The sequence below is a fragment of the Collinsella sp. LCP19S3_B11 genome, from assembly GCF_052121915.1.
Taxonomy (GTDB): domain Bacteria; phylum Actinomycetota; class Coriobacteriia; order Coriobacteriales; family Coriobacteriaceae; genus Collinsella.
Genome location: NZ_JBQKDI010000006.1, coordinates 70,787 through 93,115, shown reverse-complemented (window position 1 = coordinate 93,115; position 22,329 = coordinate 70,787). Strand labels below are relative to the sequence as shown.

Genomic DNA, 22,329 nt, shown 5'->3' with positions numbered 1-22,329 from the left:
GGCACACCCGGTGGCGGGTTCTTTTTTACTTCGCGCATACAGGAAGGACATCATGGAAAGCCGCAAGCCGTATCTCGCCACCCTGCCCGGACTCATCCTGGGCTGCCTCGTCTGCTGCGCACTCTGGGGGTCGGCTTTCCCCTGCATCAAGATCGGCTACGAGCTCTTTGGCATCCCCGCGCACGATAGCGCCTCGCAGCTGCTCTTTGCGGGCTTGCGCTTCACGCTTGCCGGCGCCCTGGTTATCGTTGGGATGAGCGCGGCCCAGCGCTGCCCACTCGTTCCACAGGCTCGCGACATTAAGCCCATCTGCATCCTGTCGCTCTTCCAGACTATCGGGCAGTACTTCTTTTTCTACCTGGGACTCTCGCGCGCCAGCGCCATGTCGAGTTCCATCATCGAGGCCAGCGCCAACTTCCTCGCCATCCTCTTTGCCGCTCTGGCGTTTCGCACCGAAAAGCTCGATGCGACCAAGGTGCTCGGCTGCGTACTGGGCTTTGCCGGCGTCGCATTCGTCAACCTTTCGGGTGCGGACGGCACCTTTGGCTTTACACTCGACGGCGAGGGATTTATCTTGGCTTCCACTATTGCGGGCGCCCTGTCGACCTGCCTCATTGGCATCTTCTCGCGCGAGCATGACGGCGTCTTGCTCGCCGGCTGGCAGTTTTTGGTCGGCGGTTTGGTCCTTACCGCCATCGGGTTTTTGATGGGCGGCGCGCTATTCCCCACCGAAATCGCCCCCGCCATCGCGCTCATCATTTATATGGCGCTCATTTCCGCCGTCGCGTACTCGCTGTGGTCCCGCCTACTCGCCGTCAACCCCGTTAGCCGCGTTTCGGTCTTTGGCTTTATGAACCCGGTCTTTGGCGTGCTGTTGAGCGCGTTGTTGCTCGGAGAGGGCGCTGGCACGAGCCCCGTTACCGTAATTGTGGCCCTGCTCTTGGTCTGCAGTGGCATCATCATTGTCAACAAACCTAAAAAGGCCTAACAAACCACCCCGTTTGGAAAAGGGCAGCTCTCGCTTTAGCTTAATGGAGTACACTGTATCTCGTTGATTTCGTACCGAGTCGCGGCGGCAGACGCCGTCTTGCCGTAACGCGCCGGCGACATCGAGGGGATACAGATGCATAAGAAACTGGTTATGGGAAACCAGGCCTTTGCGTATGCCGCGCTTGCGGCGGGCGTTCGCGTGGTCGCCGGTTACCCGGGCACGCCGTCGACGGAACTTGTCGAGACAGTTGCCAAACTCAAGGCCCAAGGTAGTGCCGAGGGTGTCCACGTCGAGTGGTCGACCAACGAAAAAGCCGCGCTCGAGGTGCTGGCAGGTGCATCGTATGCAGGAGCGCGCTGCCTTTTTACCTGCAAACAAGTTGGACTAAACGTTGCCTCCGACCCGCTCATGAGCCTCAACTACGTGGGCATCAAGGGCGGTCTGGTGCTGTTTGTTGCCGATGATCCCGGCCCCATCTCCTCTCAAACCGAGCAGGATACGCGCCGCTTTGCCGCATTTGCGAAGATCCCCGTGCTCGATCCGCAAAATCTGGAGCAGGGTTACGCGATGATGCAAGAGGCATTTGAAATCTCGGAGCGCTACCATACGCCCGTTATCGTGCGCCCCACCACCCGCGTATGTCACGCCTCAACCTATTTGGAGGTACCCGAGCATACCGTCGCACATCCCGCTGGCACCTTTGAGAAGGATCCCAAATGGGTTATCTTCCCGCGCCGTTCGTTTGCCGCCCATGGCGAGGTTAACGAGCGCCTGCCGCAGATTGCAGACGCCTACTCCAGCGGCAAGGTCGCAGACGCGTTTAACCCCATCGAAAACCATGGCGATGCCACGCCGCGCCTGGGTATTATGGCCGGTGGCGTTTCGTATGCATACACGCGCGAGGCGCTGGCGATTATCGAGCGTCGCGCCGCGGCGGCAGACATCGCCGTGCCGCCCTATCGCTTGATGCAGGTCGGCCTTCCCTATCCCTTCCCCACTGCAGCTGCCGGGCGCTTTGCCGAAGGGTTGGGTCAAATTCTCGTCGTCGAAGAGCTCGACTTTGTCCTTGAGGACGAGATGCTGCGTCTAGCGGGCCGTACGCACGCGGCATATACCGTGCACGGCAAGCTCGACGGCACCATGCCCGGTCGTGGCGAGAACACCGTCGACGATCTGGTTGAGCGCCTGGCGGCGTTCCTTGGCATCCCCGCCCAGGCTGTTACCCCACGCGCCGACGCTTCGCTTCCCAAACCGCCCGCACTCCCCGTGCGCCCACCGGTACTTTGTCCCGGATGCCCGCACCGTGGCAGCTTTTACGCCGTCAAGCAGGCACTCAAAGCGATAGGCGCTACCGACGCCGTCCTTTCGGGCGATATCGGCTGCTACACGTTGGGCAACGCCGCCCCGCTCGATGCCGTCGACACCTGCCTGTGCATGGGGGCCGGCATCACTATGGCCCAGGGCCTAGGTATTGCCGAACCCCCGCGAAAGCAGATCGCTTTTGTGGGCGACTCCACGTTCTTTGCCAGTGCCATGACCGGCATCGCCAACGCCGTCTACAACGGCCACGACATCACTGTCATCGTGCTGGATAACGCCACCACCGCCATGACGGGCGGCCAGCCTCATCCAGGCACCGGCCTGCGTTTGGATGGTACCAAAACCCAGCCCATCAAAATCGAGGCCGTGCTGCGCGCCTTGGGCGTCACCTGCATCGAACATGCCAACCCGTTTGACCTAGCCCAGACAACCGAAGCCGCCCAACGCGCCATTACGCACGAAGGCCCCTCGGCGCTCATCTGTGAGGGCCTCTGCATTACGCTGAGCAAGCCCAAACCCGCGCTTTGCGTCGACGAGAGCCGCTGTACGGGCTGCAAACGCTGCATCACGCAGATCGGCTGCCCCGCTATCTCTTGGGACGCCGAGCAACGACGTGCACGCGTTAACCCGACCCTTTGCAACGGCTGCGGCCTGTGCACGCAGGTCTGCAAGTTTGGAGCCATCGGTCCAAACGCAGAGGCCGCAAAGGGAGGCGAGGCCTAATGCTCAACATCATGATTACCGGTGTGGGCGGCCAGGGCACCGTCCTTGCCGCCAAGTTGCTCGCGCAGGCAGCCGAAACCCGAAATTGGCGGGTGCGCACCGCCGAGACCATTGGCATGGCCCAGCGCGGCGGCTCCGTCGTATCGCATGTCCGACTGGCAAATCAGGACGAGCCCCGCATCGACGCGCCGCTTATCGCCCACGGCGAGGCCGACCTCATCATTGCATTTGAGCCCGCCGAGGCCGTGCGCTGCCTGGGCTATCTACGTCCCGGCGGCGCCTTGGTAAGTGCTACGAGTAGCGTGCAACCCGTAACGGCGGCGCTCTCGCGTGACGCCTATAGCTCCAAGCCCTTTCTAGAGCACCTGCGGCAGACTGTCCCCAATTGCCTGCTGGTCGACGACACCGCACTCATTAAGCAGATCGGCTCGCCTAAAGCGCTCAACGTCGCGCTGCTGGCAAGCGCCGTCGCCATAAGCGACCTGGGGTTCACCGTCGAGGAACTTCGCGCAGCCATGCACGCCAGCGTGCGCTCCCAATTTGTCGCACTCAATGACCGCGCCATTGATGTGGCCGTTGCCGCCATCTCCGCATTCGCCTCCCGTTAACGCAAGGACAAAACCATGAAGATGCAGCCCGCGCAGCTTGAGCTTATTACCAAGCAGTTCCAGACCCTTAAAGACCGCTCGCCGTTTTATGCCAAAAAGTTCGATGGAATTGACATCGCAAACATTTCCACACAAGAAGAATTTGAGCAGCTGCCCTTTTCCGAGAAGGCGGACCTTCGCGAGGCGTACCCGCTTGGCATCCAGGCCGTACCAGACGAAGAAGTCGTTCGCATCCACAGCTCATCCGGAACCACCGGCACGCCCGTGATCATCCCCTACACCAAACAGGACGTGGACGACTGGGCCGATATGTTCGCCCGCTGCTATCGCACGGCCGGCATCACCGCGCAGGACCGCATCCAGATTACCCCGGGCTACGGACTGTGGACGGCGGGTATCGGCTTTCAGCTGGGATGCGAACGCCTAGGCGCCATGGCCATTCCCATGGGTCCCGGCAACACCGAAAAGCAGCTCAAGATGATGCAGGACCTAGGATCGACCGTCATCACGGCAACCTCGAGCTATGCCCTGTTGCTGGCCGAGGAAATCACCAAACGCGGTCTGCGCGACAAGCTCCACCTAACCCGCGGCGTCATCGGCTCGGAGCGTTGGGGCGAAAAGATGCGCAAGCGCATCCAAAACGAGCTGGGCATCGAGATCTTTGACATCTACGGTCTCACCGAGATTTACGGTCCGGGCATCGGTATCTCGTGCCGCGAGCACGACGGCATGCATATCTGGTCCGATTACGTGTACTGCGAGATCGTCGACGCCAAGACCGGCAAGGTCCTTCCTGACGGCGAAGTGGGCGAGCTGGTTCTTACAACCCTGCGCAAGCAAGGCGCACCGCTTATCCGCTACCGCACGCACGACCTGACACGCATCATCCCCGGCACATGCGCCTGTGGCCTTGACCACCCGCGCATCGACACCCTGGTCGGGCGCACCGACGATATGATCAAGGTCAAGGGTTGCAATATGTTTCCCGCGCAGATCGAGGAAGTTCTTAAGTTCGTCGACGGAGCGAGCTCGGAGTACCAGGTAATGATTGAGGCCGTCAACGGTCGCGATGTACTCGAGCTACTGTTCGAAAGCGAGCTGACGGGCGCCGAGCGCGATGCATGCGAGCGCGAAGTGGCTGCCGTCTTTAAGGCCAAGATCGGCTGCACGCCCAAGGCGACCGCCGTACCGCTCGGTGAGCTACCCCGCTCCGAGAAAAAGACGAGGCGCATCTTCGACAGCCGATACTAGTCCCCGAAAGCGCAGAAGGGGCGCACGACCATCGCAACGGTCGTGCGCCCCCTTTTTTAGCGTATCTGGACGCCGACTTTCTTCTTCTCGCGCTTTACGCGGTAGAGCTCCGCGTCGGCAGCACGGAGCAAGTCTTGCCAGGTATCGACGCCATCACCAACCCGTGCGTAGCCGATGGACATCCGCAACAGATACGGAACCTCGGCGCACGCCAGCTCGTCGTTGATTGCCGCGCACAGATGCAAGATATCCTGCTCCGCCATCGCCTTTTGAAGCACCACGAACTCATCGCCGCCATAACGCGCGATAAAGCTACCAGACGCCGAGCAGACTTCTTTGAGTGCAGCGGATATGACCTGAAGAGCATGGTCGCCCTCCACATGTCCATAGCGATCGTTAATCTGCTTAAAGCCGTCGGCGTCCATCATAAGCAGATACACGTCTTCGGCCTGATCCACATTTGAGAAGAGCGACAGTATATAGGTCTCAAAACGGTTGCGATTGTTGAGGCCAGTCAACGGGTCGGTCGAGATGAGCTGCTCCTGGAAGACAATGTAGAGCAACAATATGCCAATCATTATGCCGACACAAAGGCCGGGCACCGAGTATACGACCTGAAAGGTACCGCCCACCAGGGCCGGAATGGCGAAAAATGCCAAGGTTCGATAGATGGTCTTCGTCTGCAGGCTCTCGACCCTGCGAGATTGCACAAACGCATGTAGGGACGTATGTATAACGTAGCAGTAGCTGACAATGGGCTGGATCATATAAGCAGAGCCGCGACTATACACGCCCTGCGAATCGATATAGAACAGGGCGTGCGTCCAGTAACTGGTAAACGCCAGCACGACCACCAGAACCGTAGGCGACGCTACAAGCACCACCCTATAGCGCGAGGCCAAAAGGCGAGAACCCTGCACCGTCTCGGAAAAATAAACCAAATGAGACACACGATGGCAAAGAGCGAAAACGAAACCGCGTTGGAAATCCAGTTGACAGCAATGCCCAACGTGCCGTCCACACCATCCAATAGCACCCAGATCATATCGAATAATATGTACGCGGCAGAGGTGTAGCCAAGCGTGCTAAACAATAGCTGCTGGGTGCTCGAGAACAAGGAGCGACGACTCCGCACGGCAAGCCCGATAAGAACAATCATGCTTAGCAGGAATATCTCAATCTTGAGCGCCTTAACCACCAGGCCCATCTCCCCATCATCAAACCGACAGCGCTTCTCCGAGCCGCACGCATCACCATAACTCCCCCAATACAGAGGGGAATGAGGGAATAATACCAGAGCGCCCGGGCGCTCTCACGGCGCGAGTTGCACGCCAGCATCATTGATGGGCGCCGATGGCTACTCGCCATCGATGTCGGCCGCGACGGCTTCCTCGATGGCCTCGACACCGGCGGGCGACAGGTCTTCCTTGCCCTGGCAGAACTTCTTATCGACCCAACCGGTCAGAATCGGAGCCATGATTGCCGTGATGATGACGGCGGTGGCGATCTGAGCGTATGCGGTGGGCGCAAGATCGGCATAGCGCGGCGCGACCTCGGCAAGAGCAACCGGCGTGGTCATAGCCGTGCCGGCGATGGTGGAACAAGCCACGGCGGCTTTGCCGTTACCGCCGCACAGGCGCTCGAACGCAAAGGTGATGGGACCGACGACAAACAACGTGACAAGGCCCAGCAAGATGCCGGAAATGCCGCCGGTGATAAAGCTCGACAGGCTCATAGACGCACCGAGCTGAAATCCGATGACGGCGATCGCAGGATTGGTGCCGGGAACCAGCAGGTTCTTGATGAACGGGAAGAGGTTGCCCAAAACCATGCCAATCACGAGCGGCAGGATGGAACCGATGATGGTGTCAACGGGAATGTTGGCAAGACCAGAGACACCAAGAATGATCATGGTAACCGCAGGGCCCGCCGTGAAGAACAGGATGCCCACGGCGCCCTGCTCGGACTCGTCGCCAAACTCGCCCATGATGCCCGTGTAGAGCGCCATGTTGCAAAACGTAATGCCGCCGATGATGGAAACCGAGCTCAGGCCCAAAAAGTTGTCGTTAAAGAAATACGCAACGCTCAAGCCCAGCACGGCTGCCACCACAAGCTTAGGAATCAGTACGACGATGCCGGTCTTGATGGCACCCGGCGTGGACTTAAAGCTGATGCCGGCGCCCACAAACAACAGGATCGCGGCGACGATGGTATTGGAACCGCCGCGGCAGGCGGCGGTAAAGAAGCCGCCGATCTCGAAGACCTGCGGGCAGAAGGTATTGAGCAAAAGGCCGACGATCATCGGGTAGATCATGATGTCACCCGGAATGCGCGGTACTTTGAATTTCTTTTGCTCGTTGGCGATCGCTTCCTGTGCCATGAAACCCCCATTTCCGTCGACGCGGAGAAAAGCCCACGTCATGCTTTGCTACAGTAAAGTTTGACCATGGTACCAGAAGAAGCAGACCGGCTCGGTGAGAAATCCGATTCGTTGGGCCCGGACGGTAAACGCACCCCACTCCTATACGAGGCTCAAAACGATATAGAGCCCGATACCCGAGACGCAGCACCACAACATCGACTTTGTCTTGATTGCCACCGCAACGACGCCGACAGCCGCTGCGAAAAGAGCAGGCAAATAAAGAGCGATGTGCAGACGAAACCCGCAATAGCGGTGGGAACATCGACAACGGCGCACCTATCGCAACATAGGCAAGCATCACCGGCCAGACGGTTTTAACGATTTTGAGCACCATAGCGTTCCTCGTCCCGACAAGCTTTCCGAGCCGCATTCGACGACATGGCAGAATCATCGTCCGGCGGCAACCGAGTTCACCTACAATTGCCACCGGATCGAAAGACACAGAAAGACATAGCTTTTTAGGAAGTCGTTATGACAGCTATCGATCGAACGGGGGCAATCGCGGCCTTCAGGACCTACACCGATGCCTACGATGCCGCCAATCCGCGTATCGCGCTCAAAATCGAGCATACGTACCACGTTGCCGAGGCATGCGATGCCGTGGCACGCAAGCAGGACTGGGCACCACAGGACATTGACCTGGCGTGGCTTTGTGGGCTGTTGCACGATATGGGCCGCTTTGAGCAGCTGCGACGCTGGGACACGTTTAAGGATGCCGAGAGCATGAACCATGCGAAGTTGGGCCTCGAGGTCCTTTTTGGCAAAAACCCTGCAGACGCGCCCGCGGCAACAAGTATCCGCGACTTTATCGACAGCCCGGCAGAAGACGAGCTCATCCGCGCGAGCATCGCCTATCACAGTGACTTTCGCCTGCCGGCACAACTCGACGAGCGTACACGGTGCTTCTGCGATATCGTGCGCGATGGCGACAAAATCGACATTATGCGCACCATCGCCGACAGCACCGTCGACACCATCCTCAAGGTGGATGAGGACGCATTTCTCGCCAGCCACTTCTCGGCGCCGACGTTGGCCGCCTTTGACGAGCACCGCTGCGTCGCACGTGATGAACGCGACGAGCCCGCGGACTACCTGGTAGGACTCATCTGCTTTATGTTTGAGCTCGTCTATCCGGCGAGCCGCGCGCTGGCGCGCGAGCAGGGCGATATCTACCGCCTGCTCGACGCGCCCTTTGGTATTACGCAGCCCTTTACCGACCCCGCCACACAGGCAACCTGGAGCCGTCTTAGGGAAGAGATGCGCGACTGGCTGGCGCGCGCCTAGCGCTCAAGCTGGGCCAGCAGCTCCTCGACGACCTCGACGACATCACCGACAACCTTGTACTGGGCAGCACCAAAGATGGGGGCATCCGGGTCCTCGTTGATGGCGATAATGCATTCCGCCCCACCGATGCCGGCAAGATGCTGGATGGCGCCCGAAACACCGATACTCACAAGAATCTTGGGCGAAACCGATACGCCCGTCTGGCCAATCTGATGGCGATACTCCAACCAGCCGGCCTCCACGACGGGTCGCGTGCAGCCAAGCTCGGCTCCCAGAGCCTCGGCGAGCCTTCGCATCAGCGGCAGGTTTTTCTTGGAACCAATGCCGCGACCTACCACGACCAGGCGCTCGGCATCGGCGATTGAAGCCTGCTGTCCCCACTCCTCGGCGGGAATCGAGATCTCGACACGAGCCTTAGCATCATCCGCAAGTGCTATCTGGGTGATCGTGCCGGAGCGGCCGTAGTCAAAGTCGGGCGCCTTAAAGATGCCGGGGCGCACCGTTGCCATCTGGGGACGATGATTGGGGCAGACGATGGTGGCCATCAGGTTGCCGCCAAACGCCGGACGCGTCTGTTGCAGCAGCCCCGTCTCCGCATCCATCGAAAGCACGGTGCAGTCAGCCGTAAGGCCCGTCTGCAAACGCACGGCAACGCCGGGTGCCAGTTCGCGGCCAAAGGCGGTCGCTCCGTACAGAATGGCCTCGGGCTTGCGCTCTGCCACCAAATCGCAGATGAGGCGGGCGTAGACCTCCACATCGTTCTGGCGCAGGCGCTCGTCGCGACAGATCAGGACCTCGTCTGCACCGGCGCAAACCAGATGCTCCAGGTCACCGAGAGAACCCTCGGGGCCCATGCCGACCAGCGCCACCAGGCGACAGCCGCGTGTATCCGCAAGCTCGCGGCCCTTGCCCATGAGCTCGAAGGCAACGGGAGCCACCGTATCGCGCTCGTCGGTCTGCGCGAATACCCAAATGTCTCGATATGCATCGAGGTCAACCGCGCCGGCGGCCTCCTCGCGCTCGATCGAAATGGCATTGACGGGGCAAGCGTCGACGCACCCGCCGCATAGGATGCAGCCGTCGGTTACGCGGGCGCAACGGTTGGGCCGCTCGCCTTCCACTACGATGCCGCCCGAGGCACAGGCGCGAACGCAGCGACCACAGCCGATACAGGCTTCGCTATCGATAATCAGTCCGCTCATCTATGCCATCCCTCGATAATCTTGGCAAGTTTCGCCGCCTGCTCGGACGCCGTTCCGTCAACGGTCTCGCACGTTTGGTCGCGGTCGGGCACAAACGATCGCACGACCTGTGTCGGCGAGCCGGCAAGACCGCAGCGCGCGGGGTCGGCGTTCACGTCGGCAGCGTTGACCACGCGCACGTCCGCCTCCTCGGCCGCACGAATACCGGCGATACTCGGCATGCGCAGTTGGCCAATCTCCTTGGCAGTCGTCATCGCGCACGGCATCTCAAGATAGACCGTCTCCTCGCCGGCATCGCAGCCGTGAACAAGCGCCAGTGAACCACAGGTCGTAAAGCCCGCACTCTGCACGCAGCTCACGTCGGTCACGCAGGGAATCTCGAAGGCACCGGCAAGCTCGGGACCAATCTGGGCCGTATCGCCGTCCACCGCCATCTTGCCGCAGATGAGCAGGTCGAAGTCCTCGTCGAGCGCCTCGATGCCGCACTTGAGGGCATAGGTGGTTGCCAGGGTATCGGCACCTGCAAAGGCGCGATCGGTTAGCAGCAGTGCGTCATCGGCGCCTCGGGCGATGCAGTCGCGCAATAGCGATTCAGTCGCGGGGATGCCCATCGACACCACCGTTACGCGCACGTCCATGCCAAAGCCGATAAAGTCGTCCTTCAGCGCCAGCGCGCATTCCAAAGCGCTCGTGTCAAAGGGATTAATGACCGCCTGCTTGCCATCGCGCACGATGGTATTGGTCTTGGGGTCCATCTTGACCTCGGTGCTGCCCGGCACCGCCTTGACGCACACCACCATATGGAAATCGCTCATCTTCACGCGCCCCCTTTCTGGACGAGCTCATCCAAGAGCTTCTCCGAAAACAGGTTACCGCGGCCCAGCTGCCCGGCAGGATCGAGCTGGAGCTTGAGCCGCGCCGACTCGACCATGGCCTCGTGACCGTACATCGTCTCCAAGAAGCCCGCCTTGATCTTGCCGACGCCGTGTTCGGCGGAGACAGCGCCGCCCATGGCCGTGACCTCGGAAGCCCACTGGGCAAAGAGCTCTTCGCCGCGGCGGTAATCCCGCGCATCGCGCGGCAGAATGTTCACATGCAGATGGTTGTTACCGATGTGCCCCCAGGCGGCAGATTCAAGCCCACTTTCGGCCAACGTGCGGCGATAAAGGGCGATGACATCGGCCAAGTGTGCGTTGGGCACCGACATATCCGACCCCAGCTTGGTAATGGTGGGGTCCGTGCGGCGACGCTCGTCGATGAGCATGTTGACGCTCTCGGGCACCGCATGGCGGAAGAATCGCTGACACTCGCGATCGACCTCGGTGCGCGCGACCCATGTCGCATCGTCGCTGCCGCCCTCAAGCTCCAGTACCCACCCCAAGTGATACAGCTCCTCAGTCGCCTGGGCTTCGTCGTCGCAGTCGAGCTCCACGTAGACACAGACCTTGGCGTCTTTGTCGAGCGCCGGCAGCGAGGCGAACGCGGTCGACTGCTCGCGCTGACGACGCAGGATATCCAGGGCGCCCGCATCGAAATATTCGATGGCAGCCGCGTGGGACAGAACGGGACGTACAGAATCGGTGAAGGACACGGCCTTGTCTTCGTTGTCAAAGAAGCAGCTCACGCCCCAAACGACCGCAGGCGCCGCCTGCAGGGCAATCTCGAGCTCGGTGATGACGCCGAGTGTGCCACACGCACCGATAAACAGATCGATGGCATCCATATCGTCAGCAACGAAATAGCCCGAAGCATTTTTGGTCTTGGGCATGGTGTAGTCGGGAAGGTCGAGCTCGAGCGTGCGGCCCTGCACCGTGACGAGCGAAAGGCGACGACCCTGTGCAAAAACCTCGCCACGGTGAAGCTCGAGCAGGTCGCCATCGGTCAGCACGACATGAAGGCCCGTGACGTGAGGGCGCATGGGGCCGTAAGCGTAGCTACGGGCGCCGGAAGCGTTGCATGCCGCCATACCGCCCAGGCAGGCAGATGCCTCGGTGGGATCGGTAGGAAAGAATTGCTCGGGAGCTTCCTGGAACTCCTCGTAGGCCTCAAGCGATGTCTGGTCCCAGCCGGCAGTCGGCAGCACTTTCTTGCCCAGTTGCTTGCGCAGCTCAGACAGCACGACGCCGGGCGCCACGCGCAAAAGAAAGCGGCCCTGCTCATCGCGGCGAATGCCTAGGTAGCGATTCATGCGGGAAGTATTGAGAATGTGACCGCCATGAGGCACGGCGCCGGCGGCAAGACCGGTCCGGGCGCCCTGAACCGTCACCGGGACACGCTCGGCATGGAGCTTTTCCATAATGGCGCGGACCTCGTCCTCCGTTGTCGGAAACGAGATGCTCGAGGCCTCGCCCGATGTGCGAGACTCATCGCGACCATACTCTTCGAACTCGTCGGTGAAGGGTTTGATGGTTGCAGACACGCGAACTCCCCCTTTAGCTAACTACAGTGTTTGCAGGGAAATGTTACCGCATCGTTTCACCGACATGTTCGAGACCGTCTCCATAATTGACGTTTTTAACGTTCGCGCAATTCGGCGAACGGTGGAATTTTCGAGACAAGCGACGCTTTTGCCACACGTTGCCGCGCAGCCACAACATGTGCATTTATCAGTCAAAAATAGTTGAGATTTTTTTCACATGCTTTTACCTGCGGAGATATCGGCTCGTCAAGCAATTGGTTAGTTATTGGGCAAGTTGCGGCTGATACGGTCGGCATCGACAGCCAAACCAATAGGAATTTTGGCCCCAGAGCAGGGAGGTTTCCATGGCATATTACTGGCCCCAATACGGTTTCGCCATCGAAGTCGATGACGACCCCTATCTCTTGCCTTTCGACGAAGATGCATTTCCAGGTACGGAGGTCTACCACGTCACCACCGATGTGATCTGCGACCCCGAGTCGTTCTCGGCGCTCGCCCACCACATCGCGCGTATCCACAACATCGAGCTCCCTCACGACTTCGACGAGCTCATCTACTCGCGCCGCCTGATGCTTCACATGCTCTTTGGAGCGGACCCGTCCACGTTCGCACGTGTCTACACCACCAAGGACGCCGCATGAGTGCGAAGAAGCCGCCCCGCCTTGCAGGACTGGGGCGTCGCAAGAAACTCGTCGTTGTCTGCCTGGCTGTCGTCTGCGCCCTCATCGCCGTAGGGCTATACGCCTGGCAGTCGCAGCCCGTGCCCGAAGCGGGCGCCTCAGTCACGACGGCAGAAGGTAAATCGCGCCAAGAAATCCAGGATGAGCTCGACGCCATCGTCCGCGACAACATGATGACGATCTCGGTCGCGCCGGTCGCACAGTTGCAGGAAGGCGGCAAGTTGCGCGTCAACGTGCAAAACGTCCAAGACAACAAGTTTCCCCAGCGCTTCCGCGTGATTCAAAACGACGAGACCATCTATGAGTCCGGTGTGGTCGAAGCCGGCAAGACGGTTGAGACCTGCCCCGCCGGCGATATCCAAGAAGGCGAGGCATATATCGAGATTCAGGCACTCGATGCCAAGACCTACGACACCCACGGCAATCCGACGCGCGTCAAAGTGCGGGTGGCACAGGCAAAAGGCTAGTGGCCGACGCGCTCGCAGGGGCAGCACCCTGTCCCCATTCGTCCAACCATCACGGAAACAGTCCGTGACGAGCAGAAAGGATCGATTATGAACACACCCATGAACCTGAGCGGAGCCAGGGCACTCGCCGTGGGCGCAGGGCTTACGCTCGCACTTGCGATGGGCGCCGCGCCAACGGCGGCCATGGCAGAGGTGCGCGTTGGAACCACCGATGTGACGGTGAAGGCCGACATTAGCAATGTTTCGTTTAAGGCGCCAACGGTCATCCCTTTTGCCGCCAAAGCCGACGGAACGCTTGTAGGACCCTCCGACAAGACGATTACCATCGACAACCTCTCGGCATACGGCATCCACGTCACCAACATGAAGGTCACGGCCAAGAACGACTGGACAATCGTTGCAGACGCAAAGACGGGCTCGGCCCAGAACTCCATCGATTTTAAGGTTGGCCCCGATAAGGCAGAAAAGGATGCCAGCTCGGCGACTCAGACTACGGGCCTCGATCTTTCCAAAGACGCAAGCTTCGACATGAAGTACAAGGACATTGCCGACGGAACGGACAAAATTAGGCTCAATGTGAGTGGCCACGTCGCCCGCGTCACGCGTGACATCTACCACGCCACCGGTACGGGAGATCAAGTGGCAAGCATCACCTGGACGGTCGAGCCCGGTGCGCACGCCACGTCCTAAGGCGATTGCACTGGCCGCCATCGTCGGCATCTTGGCGTCCGCACCCGCAATGCCTTTGCTCAACAAGAGCAAGCGCAGGCGGCCACAGAAGTGACCGTCGATCTTTCGGGCCTTAATCGCGGCAGCCGTCACGAGCCGCTCGTCCAGACGAGCGACACCCGGCAACTCATTGCGGTAGGCGTCGCCACGGTGGGAGCAGGACTGACGTGCCTTGGCCTGCACATCAAACGCAACCAATAGCCAAGCACGACCGGAGTACGCGGAATAAATAGGAGAACCATGGCACCCAAAAACCTTTTGCCCGTTGCCGCGCTCTGCAGCGCACTGGCGAGCGGTACGCCTCTCGCCGCTTGGGCGACGTCCGCCACGGCAAGCTCCTTACCGCAAGCTCCTTACCGCAAGCTCTGAACCCCGCGTCGAATTCGTCGGGTATCGTCGCCTGCCAACGTTTTTCGCTCGCACATGCCACGGTCCGAACCTCGGGATGCCTTCACCGCAATACGGTCGACTCGATAGTCGTGGATATCAATCGACCGGACAAGGAGAACGGCCCCCGGACAGGTTGCGCCATCTGCACATGGAAATCGGCTGCAGTCGACGCCGATGGCGACCCATGCGACTTAGAGCTGCGCATCGATATTGCCTCGGTCGATGACTCGGCGAACGGGGCAAAAGTCGTCTTCGACAGCGCGGCCCATGAAGAAGGGGGTGTATGCCTGGGCTGCGTTCCCTCGAATGTCGATGGCGCGCAGCCATCATCTCCTTTACGGCGTCGCTGCGGCTGACCAAGGCGGACACCGAAGCCATCGCAACGGGAGATGCGCCTTTGCTGTTCTACGCTGGCGACGCGGACGACCAAAAGGCTCAAAGCACCAGGCAGAAGGGCTCGCTTAACCTCACGCGCGGATCAGAACCCGCCCCCATCAATATCGATGCCCAGGCGCCGGGCGTGCAGCGCATTCTCACCGATCCGGCGCTGCTCCAAATGACATGGCACGGAGTGGGGTCCGTCGAGATTGCCGCTCCTATATCGAGCGATAATGACAAATCCCCCAAAGACGAGGTCGCAGACGCACCGGCACATGTTGACGATGCATCATCAGAAGACAACGCTGCGGTTCCTCTCGAGAAGCCAAGCGGAAGCGCCACCGAACTAGGCGATTCCCAACCGAAAGACGGCCTGGACTTTGCCGCTCCCCCAGGTGTCGACGAAGGCAACTGTTGCATGATGGTCGCGCTCGACCACACGGAAACCGTCGATGCTGCAAGCATTGAGCCAGTCGCTGCCAATGCGCCCCGCCGCAAAAATATCCTCATCGCATTCCCCAATACCGTCTTTTTGCCTTCGGGCGAAGTCGTCGCGCCTACGGCACTTACAGCAGTGGGAGCAAAGAGCGCATCGAACGATATCCAAGCTATCTCGGCACTTGATGCCACAACGACCGCCAAGTTACACCTTTATTCCGTTGCAGCAGACGGAACGCGAACCGAAGAATTCGACGGAACCAAGCTTTTGGTTCCTCGTCGCATCGGTATTCAAGAAGACGTCCCCTATCAAATGGAACTTGAAGGGTTCGATCGCGCACGAGATGCCGACATCATTGCCGCAGCCATCGAATCCCCACAGCACCTCATGACGCTGCGCTTCGACTTTAGCCCCATCCTGTCCTAGACCGCTAACCGCCGCTTGGCTCGGATACTGAGCGCCCCCTCCCCGTTCTGCTACGATTGCCGCGTTGGCATCAATTACAGGAGGGTCCATGCCGGGTTTAGGAACGATCATCAACGTCGCGCTTTTGATCGCGGGCGGTCTGCTTGGCCTTATGGGTGGGCGCTTCATTTCGCCTCGCATCCAAGACACGCTCATGAAGGCGTCGGGGTTGTGTGTTCTGTTTATCGGCCTGGGCGGCACCATGCAAAAGATGCTCGTTATCGATGGAGAGGCGTTGGCGACCACCGGCACCACCATGCTTATCGTCTCATTTGCCCTCGGTTCGCTCATCGGCGAGGCCATCAACCTGGAGGCCGCCATCGAGAACCTCGGCGAATGGCTCAAGCGCAAAACCGGCAGCGAAGGCGACAACGAGTTCACCAACGCCTTTGTCTCGGCATCGCTCACCGTGTGTATCGGTGCCATGGCCATCGTAGGATCGATTCAGGACGGTCTGCTCGGCGACTGGTCCACGCTTGCCCTGAAGGGCGCGCTGGACTGCATCATCGTCTGCACCATGACGGCCTCGCTTGGCCGCGGCTGCATCTTCTCGGCCCTGCCCGTTGCCGTATTCCAGGGCACGATCACGCTTTTTGCCGGCGCACTCTCCCCCATCATGACCACCGCAGCCCTCGACAGCCTTTCGCTTGTGGGCTCTATGCTCATCTTCTGTGTTGGGGTTAACCTTATTCGACCTCAGACCTTCCGCACGGCCAACATGCTCCCCTCCGTCGTCGTGGCGGTCATCTACGCCCTCTTGTTCTAAATCTATCTACGTAGCGGTTTCTCGAACACCTGTTTGATGCTGTGCTATGATATGAGGTCACCGAAGCTGCGTTAGGAGAGGAGAAGCGGTGGCCGACCAGGACGTCAAGATGCTCATCGAGCGCATTATGGCCGAGGCCCGGACCCATCAGTCCGCCCGCTTCTCAAACGAAATCTATGCTGACGAGCCGATTCTCAAGACCGGTCGACAGATGCAGAACTTCCTCCCCGACCAGTACCGCAAGATGCGCGAGATATCGCGCTGGCAAGATGATCCCAAAGGCGGCGCGGGACGTTGGCTATCGGAGGCGGAGCTCTTTTACCGCCAAGGCCTGCTGATGGCCGACTTCGAGGACGATTGTCCCTACAACGGCACCTTTAAGTCGTACTTTCCCACCTACAATGCCATGAGCGATCGACAGTTGCGCGGCTACTTTACCTGGCGTGCCCAAGTGCGCCGCGGAACTGTCGAGGAAACGTCTACGTCCTTTGCCTTCCTGTATCTCTATGAGCTGATCTGCGGCATTGGCGTAGATGACCCACTCGATGGCTTTAGCAAGATCAAGGCCTTTTGGAATGCCTATCGTGCCTTCGAGCCCGGCATCGACCGGTTTGCACGCGTGTGGTTGCAAGATTACGCCGTTTTCCACGGGCTCGACCCCAAACTGCTTCGCGACTCTAAAACCGTCATGTTCGATAACGCCCTTATCGAGCTGCGGCGCGCGGCTCGAGACCTTGCACCTGCACCGACGCCGTCGGATCTGCCGCCTGCGCGTCGTAAGACCTCCGAGCCTACGCTCCCCCTCCCGCCCGACGAGGCGGGCGAGGAGCGACTCATGGCCGCTATCAACGCCCTCTCCACGTATAACCTCGATAACTCTAGACTCGATCGCAGCCACCATCGCGACCTACGCCACGTGGCATGTGCCGTGTACGTCCGCATGGCGCGCTACTATGACACGCACCGAAAGACCGGTATCGTGGCGAGCTTGTTTGGGGAGGAGACGGCCATGCCTTATACCATGTTTGCCTCGGCCGTGTTCTTTGCGCCCGAGCGCCACGAGGACTGCGAATACCGTCTTGACCCCATCCATATCTACCGCTGCCAAAACGGTTTTTGGGAATGCATGCGAATTCACAGCAGCAGGCAAAAGAGCAGCAAGCTTGGCGAAATGATGCGCGCCTGCGACCAACGTCTGCGCCTGGCCCTAGCCCCCGCCCGCCCCCTGAAGGAGGAGAAGGTCCCCAAATATCTGGCCAAAATCATCGATGACGAGATCGTGGCATGGCTTTCGTGGGATGCCGCACACCAGCCCGTCAAGATCGATATCGATTTGAGCCAGCTGGGGCACATTCGGAGCGCCGCCGCGCAAACGCGTGAAGCGCTTTTGATTGATGAGGAGCGCGAGGACGGCACGCCCGTGGAAGCCGAGGCAACGTTTATCGAGCAGCTGGGCCGCGAGTCTGCGCCCGGCATGACTGCCGAACCTGGCGAGATGACCATACAGCAAGACGAACCCGACAAGCCGACTGTCTCCGCCGAAGAGTTTGGCGTCATGGCACCGCTCCTCGTGCCTGCGCCCGCACCCGTAACGCCCGCGTCTGCCGAAGCTACGAACAAACTCGCGCCCGCCGAAGATGCCTTTCTTCGCGCGCTCCTCGAGCAAAACACAGCGCAAGCGACATCGGCAGTGGAGAGGTCGGGCCAGAGCGAGGATATGCTCGTCGACAGCATCAACGAGACGCTCTTTGACCTGGTGGGAGACACCGTTATCGAGTTCGGCGCGGCAGGACCGCAAATTATCGAGGATTACGAAGCAGACGTGAGAGGATACCTAGACCATGAGTGATACCGCATCCGCAGCACCCCGCGTGCCCAAGCGCGTCGCTGCCGTCATTCTCAACTCACTCAAGGGCGGTGTGGTCCCGCGCATCGGCCTTCCCTATATCACCGTAGGGCGCGAGGTCGAGATCCGCGCCCTGCTCACCGATTTGAGTCTCATCGCCGACGGTGGCGCGAGCTTCCGGTTTCTGGTCGGTCGCTACGGCGCAGGCAAGAGCTTTTTGCTCCAGACCATCCGCACGCACGCCATGGGCGAGGGGTTCGTCGTCGCCGATGCCGACCTGTCGCCCGAGCGCCGCCTGCAGGGCGGTCAGGGGCAGGGCCTTGCCACCTACCGTGAGCTCATCCGCAACATATCGACCAAGACGCGCCCCGAGGGCGGTGCGCTCAACCTTATTCTGGATCGCTGGGTCGCCTCGTGTGCCGACGTCGACGAGTCGGTCGTCAATGCCCAACTGGCCCCGCTCGAGGAGATGGTCCACGGCTTCGACTTCGCCCGCATGCTCCGCCGCTACCGCACGGCCGTATCCGAGGGCGATGAAGAGGCCATGAGCCGCGTAACCAAATGGATCCGCGGCGAATACCGCACCAAGAGCGAGGCTCGCGCCGAACTGGGTTCCTCAACCATCATCAGCGATGACGACTGGTACGACTACGTTAAACTCATTGCGCGCTTTTTGGTCTGCAGCGGCTACAAGGGCATGCTGGTGCTCATCGACGAACTCGTGAATCTGTATAAGATTCCCAACGCGATCACGCGCCAATACAACTACGAGAAGATCCTGACCATGTACAATGACACGCTCCAGGGCAAGGCGCAGTACCTGGGCATGATCATGGGCGGCACGCCAACCTCCATCGAAGACCGCCGCCGCGGCGTGTTCTCCTACGAGGCCCTGCGCAGCCGACTCGCTCAGGGCCGCTTTGCACGCGAGGACCTTAAGGACATGCTCGCGCCCATCATCCGTCTGCAGCCACTCACCTACGAAGAGTTGCTGGTGCTGATCGAAAAACTCATGCAAATTCACGCCGGCTACTTTGGCTGGACGCCCACGCTTACCGAGAGCGACCTGGTGGACTTCCTCAAGATTGAGTTCGGTCGCGTGGGAGCCGACACGCATCTGACGCCGCGCGAAGTCATTCGTGACTTTATCGAGCTGCTCGACATCCTATGCCAAAACCCCGACGCCAACGTGGCCGAGCTGCTGCAAAGCGTCGGCGGTGACGCACCAGCAGCCGCAACAGACGACACCGGCACCGCAGGCGCCGACCGCAACTTCGCCGAATTCGCCATCTAACCTGCCAAAAAGGGACAGGTTTATTTTGGCAGGTTTTATCTGGGCAAACATTGAAGCAGTCATGCAGCAAGCCACTGCCCGCCGCGTTGAGAGATTCGCTTTTGAAAGGAGGCCCCGTGAACGCCTTTGACCGCTACGCCCCGTTTATCCAAGACTTCATCTACTCCCACGATTGGGAGAGTCTCCGCTCCATTCAGGTTGCGGCGGCAGATGCCATCTTTAACACACAAGACAATGTGCTCCTGACGGCATCCACGGCTTCCGGCAAAACCGAGGCGGCCTTCTTTCCCATCCTGACCGAGTTTTGGGAGAGGCCGCCCGCGAGCGTGGGCGCCCTCTACATCGGCCCCCTCAAGGCGCTCATCAATGATCAGTTCGTCCGCCTTAACGACCTCTGCGAAGAGGCCGATATCCCTGTCTGGCACTGGCATGGCGATGTCTCGCAGTCGCACAAGGCTAAGCTCATCAAAAAGCCGAGCGGCATCTTACAGATTACGCCCGAGTCACTCGAGGCGCTCCTGATCCATAAGCACATGGCGATCCCGCGCATGTTTTGCGACCTGCGCTATGTGGTCATCGACGAGGTCCACTCGCTCATGCGCGGCGACCGTGGCGGGCAGACGCTCTGCCTTATCGAGCGACTCTCGCGCATGGCCGGCGTGCAGCCTCGACGCATTGGCCTTTCGGCCACCATCGGCGACCCCGAGCGCACGGGCGCTTTTCTCTCACAGGGAACGGGACGTGACTGCGTTATCCCCCGTTTTGAGGAACCGCGCCGCGTGTGGCGCATCTCCATGGAGCACTTCTACAACTCGGGTCCCCAGGCACAGCAGCGGGGATTCGAGAGCATGGGTCCTCAAGAGGCCGAAGTGCTTGCCTCCGAGCGCATTGAGGCAGCGGCACCCACGGCGCTGCCGGCCGACACCCAAGGCACGAGCCACAGCGGACAGCCCACACAGGAGGAGCGCCGTCAACGTCGTGAGCGAGCACGGGGCAAGGCCGCTCCCAAGGACCGCCAAACTTCTTCGGCCCCCGAGGGCGAAGTCGACATCCCCCGGGCCGCCGAGCAAGCGCTCCTCAACCCCACCGACACCGCACCCGACAACGCCGATCCCGGCATGGGCTATATCTTCGAACACACCCGCGGGCGCAAGTGTCTGGTCTTTGCCAACTCGCGCGAGGAGGCAGAGGCCGTATGTTCCATGCTGCGCAGCTACTGCGAGAGCCGACACGAGCCTGACCGTTTCCTCATCCATCACGGCAATCTTTCGGCATCGTTGCGCGAGACGGCAGAAGAGCTCATGCGCGATGAGGAGCAGGCACAGACGACCGTCACCACCTCTACGCTTGAGCTTGGCATCGATATCGGCCGTCTGGAGCGTGCATTTCAGATCGATGCGCCATTTACCGTCAGTTCCTTTTTGCAGCGAATGGGCCGCACGGGACGCCGCGACCTTCCGCCCGAGATGTGGTTTGTCATGCGCGAGGAAGAGCCCGAGCCGCGCACGATGATGCCCGAAACCATTCCGTGGAAGCTCCTGCAGGGCATCGCACTCGTACAACTCTATCGCGAGGAAAAGTGGGTCGAGCCGCCCGAGCTCGATCGACTCCCCTACAGTCTGCTCTATCACCAGACTATGTCGACGCTTGCCAGCACCGGAGAGCTCACGCCGGCAGAACTTGCCCAGCGCGTGCTCACGCTCAGTTATTTCCACCGCGTCTCAGCCGATGACTATCGCGTGCTGCTGCGTCACCTCATTAAGATCGACCATATCCAGGTCACCGAGGGCGGCGGACTCATCGTGGGCCTCGCGGGCGAGCGCATCATCAACAATTTTAAGTTCTACGCCGTGTTCCAGGAAAACGAGGAGTTCACCGTCCGCAGCGAGTCGGCCGAGCTGGGCACGATCGTCAATCCCCCACCGCCCGGTGAACGCATCGCCATCGCCGGGCACTGCTGGATTGTCGAGGAAGTGGACTGGAAGCGCCACACCGTCTTTGCTACGCAGGTCAAGGGCCGTGTGCCGGCCTACTTTGGCGACTGCCCCGGCGACATCAACACGCATGTACTCGAGCGCATGCGCAAGGCGCTCAACGAGCACGCGACATATCCATACCTTATGGGCAACGCGCGAGCCCGTCTGGCGCAGGCTCGCCATACGGCCGAGATTTCGGGTGCGGGCACTAGGCCACTCATTAACCTGGGCGGCGACACCTGGGTGCTCTTCCCCTGGCTGGGCAGCTATGCCTTTTTGGCGCTCGAGCGCATGCTCAAGATTAAATGTGCCGCGGAGCTGGGCCTTCGCGGACTCGACCCGTCGCGCCCGTACTTTATGCAGTTTAAGATGAAGGCCGACGAAGAGACGTTCTTTGAGGTACTCGCCGCCGAGGCCGAGAAGGACTTCGATCCCATCGAGCTCGTCTATCCCGGCGAGGTGCCTTACTTCGATCGTTACGATGAGTTCGTTCCCGAAGAGCTCGTGCGTAAGGGCTTTGCCGAAGGCGTGCTCGACATAGATGGCATGAAGCAGCGTGTCCGCAGCTGGCGCGACCACGCATAAAACGGGGCTGACTATATGAGCAGTCAATTTGGGACGGGGCTATTTTAGCTGCCCTTGCAGGTAAAGCGAAAGGTTTGGCCGATTAGTGGCAGGG

The 22,329-nt window shown here is 60.2% G+C and carries 19 protein-coding genes; 14 read left to right on the top strand and 5 right to left on the bottom strand.

Annotation, left to right across the window (positions count from 1 at the left end; translation table 11 throughout):
- Positions 1 to 52 precede the first annotated feature (52 nt).
- The 4 genes from ACTQV4_RS05055 (at position 53) to ACTQV4_RS05040 (ending at position 4,893) form a co-directional block, all read left to right on the top strand.
- Positions 53 to 988, top strand: coding sequence for a DMT family transporter (locus ACTQV4_RS05055; RefSeq protein WP_427728283.1), 936 nt, complete (start codon positions 53 to 55; stop codon positions 986 to 988).
- Between the two features lie 135 nt (positions 989 to 1,123).
- Positions 1,124 to 3,034, top strand: a complete 1,911-nt coding sequence (gene iorA, locus ACTQV4_RS05050; protein ID WP_441560108.1) for an indolepyruvate ferredoxin oxidoreductase subunit alpha — start codon at positions 1,124 to 1,126, stop codon at positions 3,032 to 3,034.
- Positions 3,034 to 3,642 carry a 2-oxoacid:acceptor oxidoreductase family protein gene (locus ACTQV4_RS05045; protein WP_441560110.1) on the top strand — a complete coding sequence of 203 codons (609 nt, stop codon included), beginning with the start codon at positions 3,034 to 3,036 and terminating at the stop codon, positions 3,640 to 3,642. Before iorA ends, ACTQV4_RS05045 begins: the two co-directional genes overlap by 1 nt.
- Before the next feature lie 15 nt (positions 3,643 to 3,657).
- Entirely contained in the window at positions 3,658 to 4,893 is a 1,236-nt protein-coding gene (locus tag ACTQV4_RS05040; protein WP_427719611.1) for a phenylacetate--CoA ligase family protein, read from the top strand.
- Positions 4,894 to 4,949: 56 nt separating this feature from the next.
- Here ACTQV4_RS05040 and ACTQV4_RS05035 read toward each other — a convergent pair whose 3' ends face one another.
- Positions 4,950 to 5,843 carry a GGDEF domain-containing protein gene (locus ACTQV4_RS05035; protein WP_441569415.1) on the bottom strand — a complete coding sequence of 298 codons (894 nt, stop codon included), beginning with the start codon at positions 5,841 to 5,843 and terminating at the stop codon, positions 4,950 to 4,952.
- 3 nt (positions 5,844 to 5,846) lie between these two features.
- Here ACTQV4_RS05035 and ACTQV4_RS05030 point away from each other — a divergent pair, with 3 nt between their 5' ends.
- The gene (locus ACTQV4_RS05030; RefSeq protein ID WP_441569414.1) at positions 5,847 to 5,969 is read left to right on the top strand and encodes a hypothetical protein; all 123 of its coding nucleotides are present in this window, start codon (positions 5,847 to 5,849) and stop codon (positions 5,967 to 5,969) included.
- A 281-nt stretch (positions 5,970 to 6,250) separates the two neighbouring features.
- Here ACTQV4_RS05030 and ACTQV4_RS05025 read toward each other — a convergent pair whose 3' ends face one another.
- Positions 6,251 to 7,273, bottom strand: coding sequence for a 2-keto-3-deoxygluconate permease (locus tag ACTQV4_RS05025; RefSeq protein ID WP_441569413.1), 1,023 nt, complete (start codon positions 7,271 to 7,273; stop codon positions 6,251 to 6,253).
- A 513-nt stretch (positions 7,274 to 7,786) separates the two neighbouring features.
- Here ACTQV4_RS05025 and ACTQV4_RS05020 point away from each other — a divergent pair.
- The gene (locus tag ACTQV4_RS05020; RefSeq protein ID WP_441569412.1) at positions 7,787 to 8,599 is read left to right on the top strand and encodes an HD domain-containing protein; all 813 of its coding nucleotides are present in this window, start codon (positions 7,787 to 7,789) and stop codon (positions 8,597 to 8,599) included.
- On the opposite strand, the gene ACTQV4_RS05015 is transcribed toward ACTQV4_RS05020, so the two are convergent.
- The 3 genes from ACTQV4_RS05015 to ACTQV4_RS05005 are packed head-to-tail and all read right to left on the bottom strand — an operon-like array spanning position 8,596 to position 12,220.
- Positions 8,596 to 9,801, bottom strand: coding sequence for an FAD-binding protein (locus ACTQV4_RS05015; RefSeq protein ID WP_441569411.1), 1,206 nt, complete (start codon positions 9,799 to 9,801; stop codon positions 8,596 to 8,598). The genes ACTQV4_RS05020 and ACTQV4_RS05015 overlap by 4 nt on opposite strands.
- Positions 9,798 to 10,616 (bottom strand): electron transfer flavoprotein subunit beta/FixA family protein, encoded by an 819-nt coding sequence (locus ACTQV4_RS05010; RefSeq protein ID WP_441569410.1) that lies wholly within the window; start codon positions 10,614 to 10,616, stop codon positions 9,798 to 9,800. Before ACTQV4_RS05010 ends, ACTQV4_RS05015 begins: the two co-directional genes overlap by 4 nt.
- Before the next feature lie 2 nt (positions 10,617 to 10,618).
- A complete protein-coding gene (locus ACTQV4_RS05005) occupies positions 10,619 to 12,220 on the bottom strand; it encodes an FAD-binding oxidoreductase (RefSeq protein ID WP_441569409.1) in 1,602 nt (533 codons plus the stop codon).
- Between the two features lie 344 nt (positions 12,221 to 12,564).
- Here ACTQV4_RS05005 and ACTQV4_RS05000 point away from each other — a divergent pair, with 344 nt between their 5' ends.
- From ACTQV4_RS05000 to ACTQV4_RS04965, 8 genes are all read left to right on the top strand, one after another.
- On the top strand, positions 12,565 to 12,861 hold the full coding sequence (locus ACTQV4_RS05000) for a hypothetical protein (protein WP_154517147.1): 297 nt from the start codon (positions 12,565 to 12,567) through the stop codon (positions 12,859 to 12,861).
- Positions 12,858 to 13,367, top strand: a complete 510-nt coding sequence (locus ACTQV4_RS04995; protein ID WP_427728267.1) for a hypothetical protein — start codon at positions 12,858 to 12,860, stop codon at positions 13,365 to 13,367. Before ACTQV4_RS05000 ends, ACTQV4_RS04995 begins: the two co-directional genes overlap by 4 nt.
- Positions 13,368 to 13,454: 87 nt before the next feature.
- The gene (locus ACTQV4_RS04990) at positions 13,455 to 14,057 is read left to right on the top strand and encodes a hypothetical protein (protein ID WP_427796119.1); all 603 of its coding nucleotides are present in this window, start codon (positions 13,455 to 13,457) and stop codon (positions 14,055 to 14,057) included.
- 712 nt (positions 14,058 to 14,769) lie between these two features.
- The gene (locus ACTQV4_RS04985; RefSeq protein ID WP_441540936.1) at positions 14,770 to 15,729 is read left to right on the top strand and encodes a hypothetical protein; all 960 of its coding nucleotides are present in this window, start codon (positions 14,770 to 14,772) and stop codon (positions 15,727 to 15,729) included.
- An 88-nt stretch (positions 15,730 to 15,817) separates the two neighbouring features.
- Positions 15,818 to 16,534, top strand: coding sequence for a DUF554 domain-containing protein (locus ACTQV4_RS04980; RefSeq protein ID WP_427794195.1), 717 nt, complete (start codon positions 15,818 to 15,820; stop codon positions 16,532 to 16,534).
- A gap of 88 nt (positions 16,535 to 16,622) precedes the next feature.
- Complete coding sequence (locus tag ACTQV4_RS04975) at positions 16,623 to 18,383, top strand: TerB N-terminal domain-containing protein (RefSeq protein ID WP_441540934.1); 1,761 nt, start codon at positions 16,623 to 16,625, stop codon at positions 18,381 to 18,383.
- The gene (locus ACTQV4_RS04970; RefSeq protein ID WP_441042131.1) at positions 18,376 to 19,674 is read left to right on the top strand and encodes an ATP-binding protein; all 1,299 of its coding nucleotides are present in this window, start codon (positions 18,376 to 18,378) and stop codon (positions 19,672 to 19,674) included. The genes ACTQV4_RS04975 and ACTQV4_RS04970 overlap by 8 nt, the downstream gene beginning before the upstream one ends.
- Before the next feature lie 116 nt (positions 19,675 to 19,790).
- Positions 19,791 to 22,235, top strand: a complete 2,445-nt coding sequence (locus tag ACTQV4_RS04965) for a DEAD/DEAH box helicase (protein ID WP_441540932.1) — start codon at positions 19,791 to 19,793, stop codon at positions 22,233 to 22,235.
- Positions 22,236 to 22,329 lie beyond the last annotated feature (94 nt).

What these genes read in the sequence shown, in the direction of transcription:
- ACTQV4_RS05055 (WP_427728283.1), top strand. Translation starts at nt 53, where the DNA reads ATGGAAAGCCGCAAGCCGTATCTCGCCACCCTGCCCGGACTCATCCTG.
- iorA (WP_441560108.1), top strand. Translation starts at nt 1,124, where the DNA reads ATGCATAAGAAACTGGTTATGGGAAACCAGGCCTTTGCGTATGCCGCG.
- ACTQV4_RS05045 (WP_441560110.1), top strand. Translation starts at nt 3,034, where the DNA reads ATGCTCAACATCATGATTACCGGTGTGGGCGGCCAGGGCACCGTCCTT.
- ACTQV4_RS05040 (WP_427719611.1), top strand. Translation starts at nt 3,658, where the DNA reads ATGAAGATGCAGCCCGCGCAGCTTGAGCTTATTACCAAGCAGTTCCAG.
- ACTQV4_RS05030 (WP_441569414.1), top strand. Translation starts at nt 5,847, where the DNA reads ATGGCAAAGAGCGAAAACGAAACCGCGTTGGAAATCCAGTTGACAGCA.
- ACTQV4_RS05025 (WP_441569413.1), bottom strand. Translation starts at nt 7,273, where the DNA reads ATGGCACAGGAAGCGATCGCCAACGAGCAAAAGAAATTCAAAGTACCG.
- ACTQV4_RS05020 (WP_441569412.1), top strand. Translation starts at nt 7,787, where the DNA reads ATGACAGCTATCGATCGAACGGGGGCAATCGCGGCCTTCAGGACCTAC.
- ACTQV4_RS05015 (WP_441569411.1), bottom strand. Translation starts at nt 9,801, where the DNA reads ATGAGCGGACTGATTATCGATAGCGAAGCCTGTATCGGCTGTGGTCGC.
- ACTQV4_RS05010 (WP_441569410.1), bottom strand. Translation starts at nt 10,616, where the DNA reads ATGAGCGATTTCCATATGGTGGTGTGCGTCAAGGCGGTGCCGGGCAGC.
- ACTQV4_RS05000 (WP_154517147.1), top strand. Translation starts at nt 12,565, where the DNA reads ATGGCATATTACTGGCCCCAATACGGTTTCGCCATCGAAGTCGATGAC.
- ACTQV4_RS04995 (WP_427728267.1), top strand. Translation starts at nt 12,858, where the DNA reads ATGAGTGCGAAGAAGCCGCCCCGCCTTGCAGGACTGGGGCGTCGCAAG.
- ACTQV4_RS04990 (WP_427796119.1), top strand. Translation starts at nt 13,455, where the DNA reads ATGAACACACCCATGAACCTGAGCGGAGCCAGGGCACTCGCCGTGGGC.
- ACTQV4_RS04985 (WP_441540936.1), top strand. Translation starts at nt 14,770, where the DNA reads ATGCCTGGGCTGCGTTCCCTCGAATGTCGATGGCGCGCAGCCATCATC.
- ACTQV4_RS04980 (WP_427794195.1), top strand. Translation starts at nt 15,818, where the DNA reads ATGCCGGGTTTAGGAACGATCATCAACGTCGCGCTTTTGATCGCGGGC.
- ACTQV4_RS04970 (WP_441042131.1), top strand. Translation starts at nt 18,376, where the DNA reads ATGAGTGATACCGCATCCGCAGCACCCCGCGTGCCCAAGCGCGTCGCT.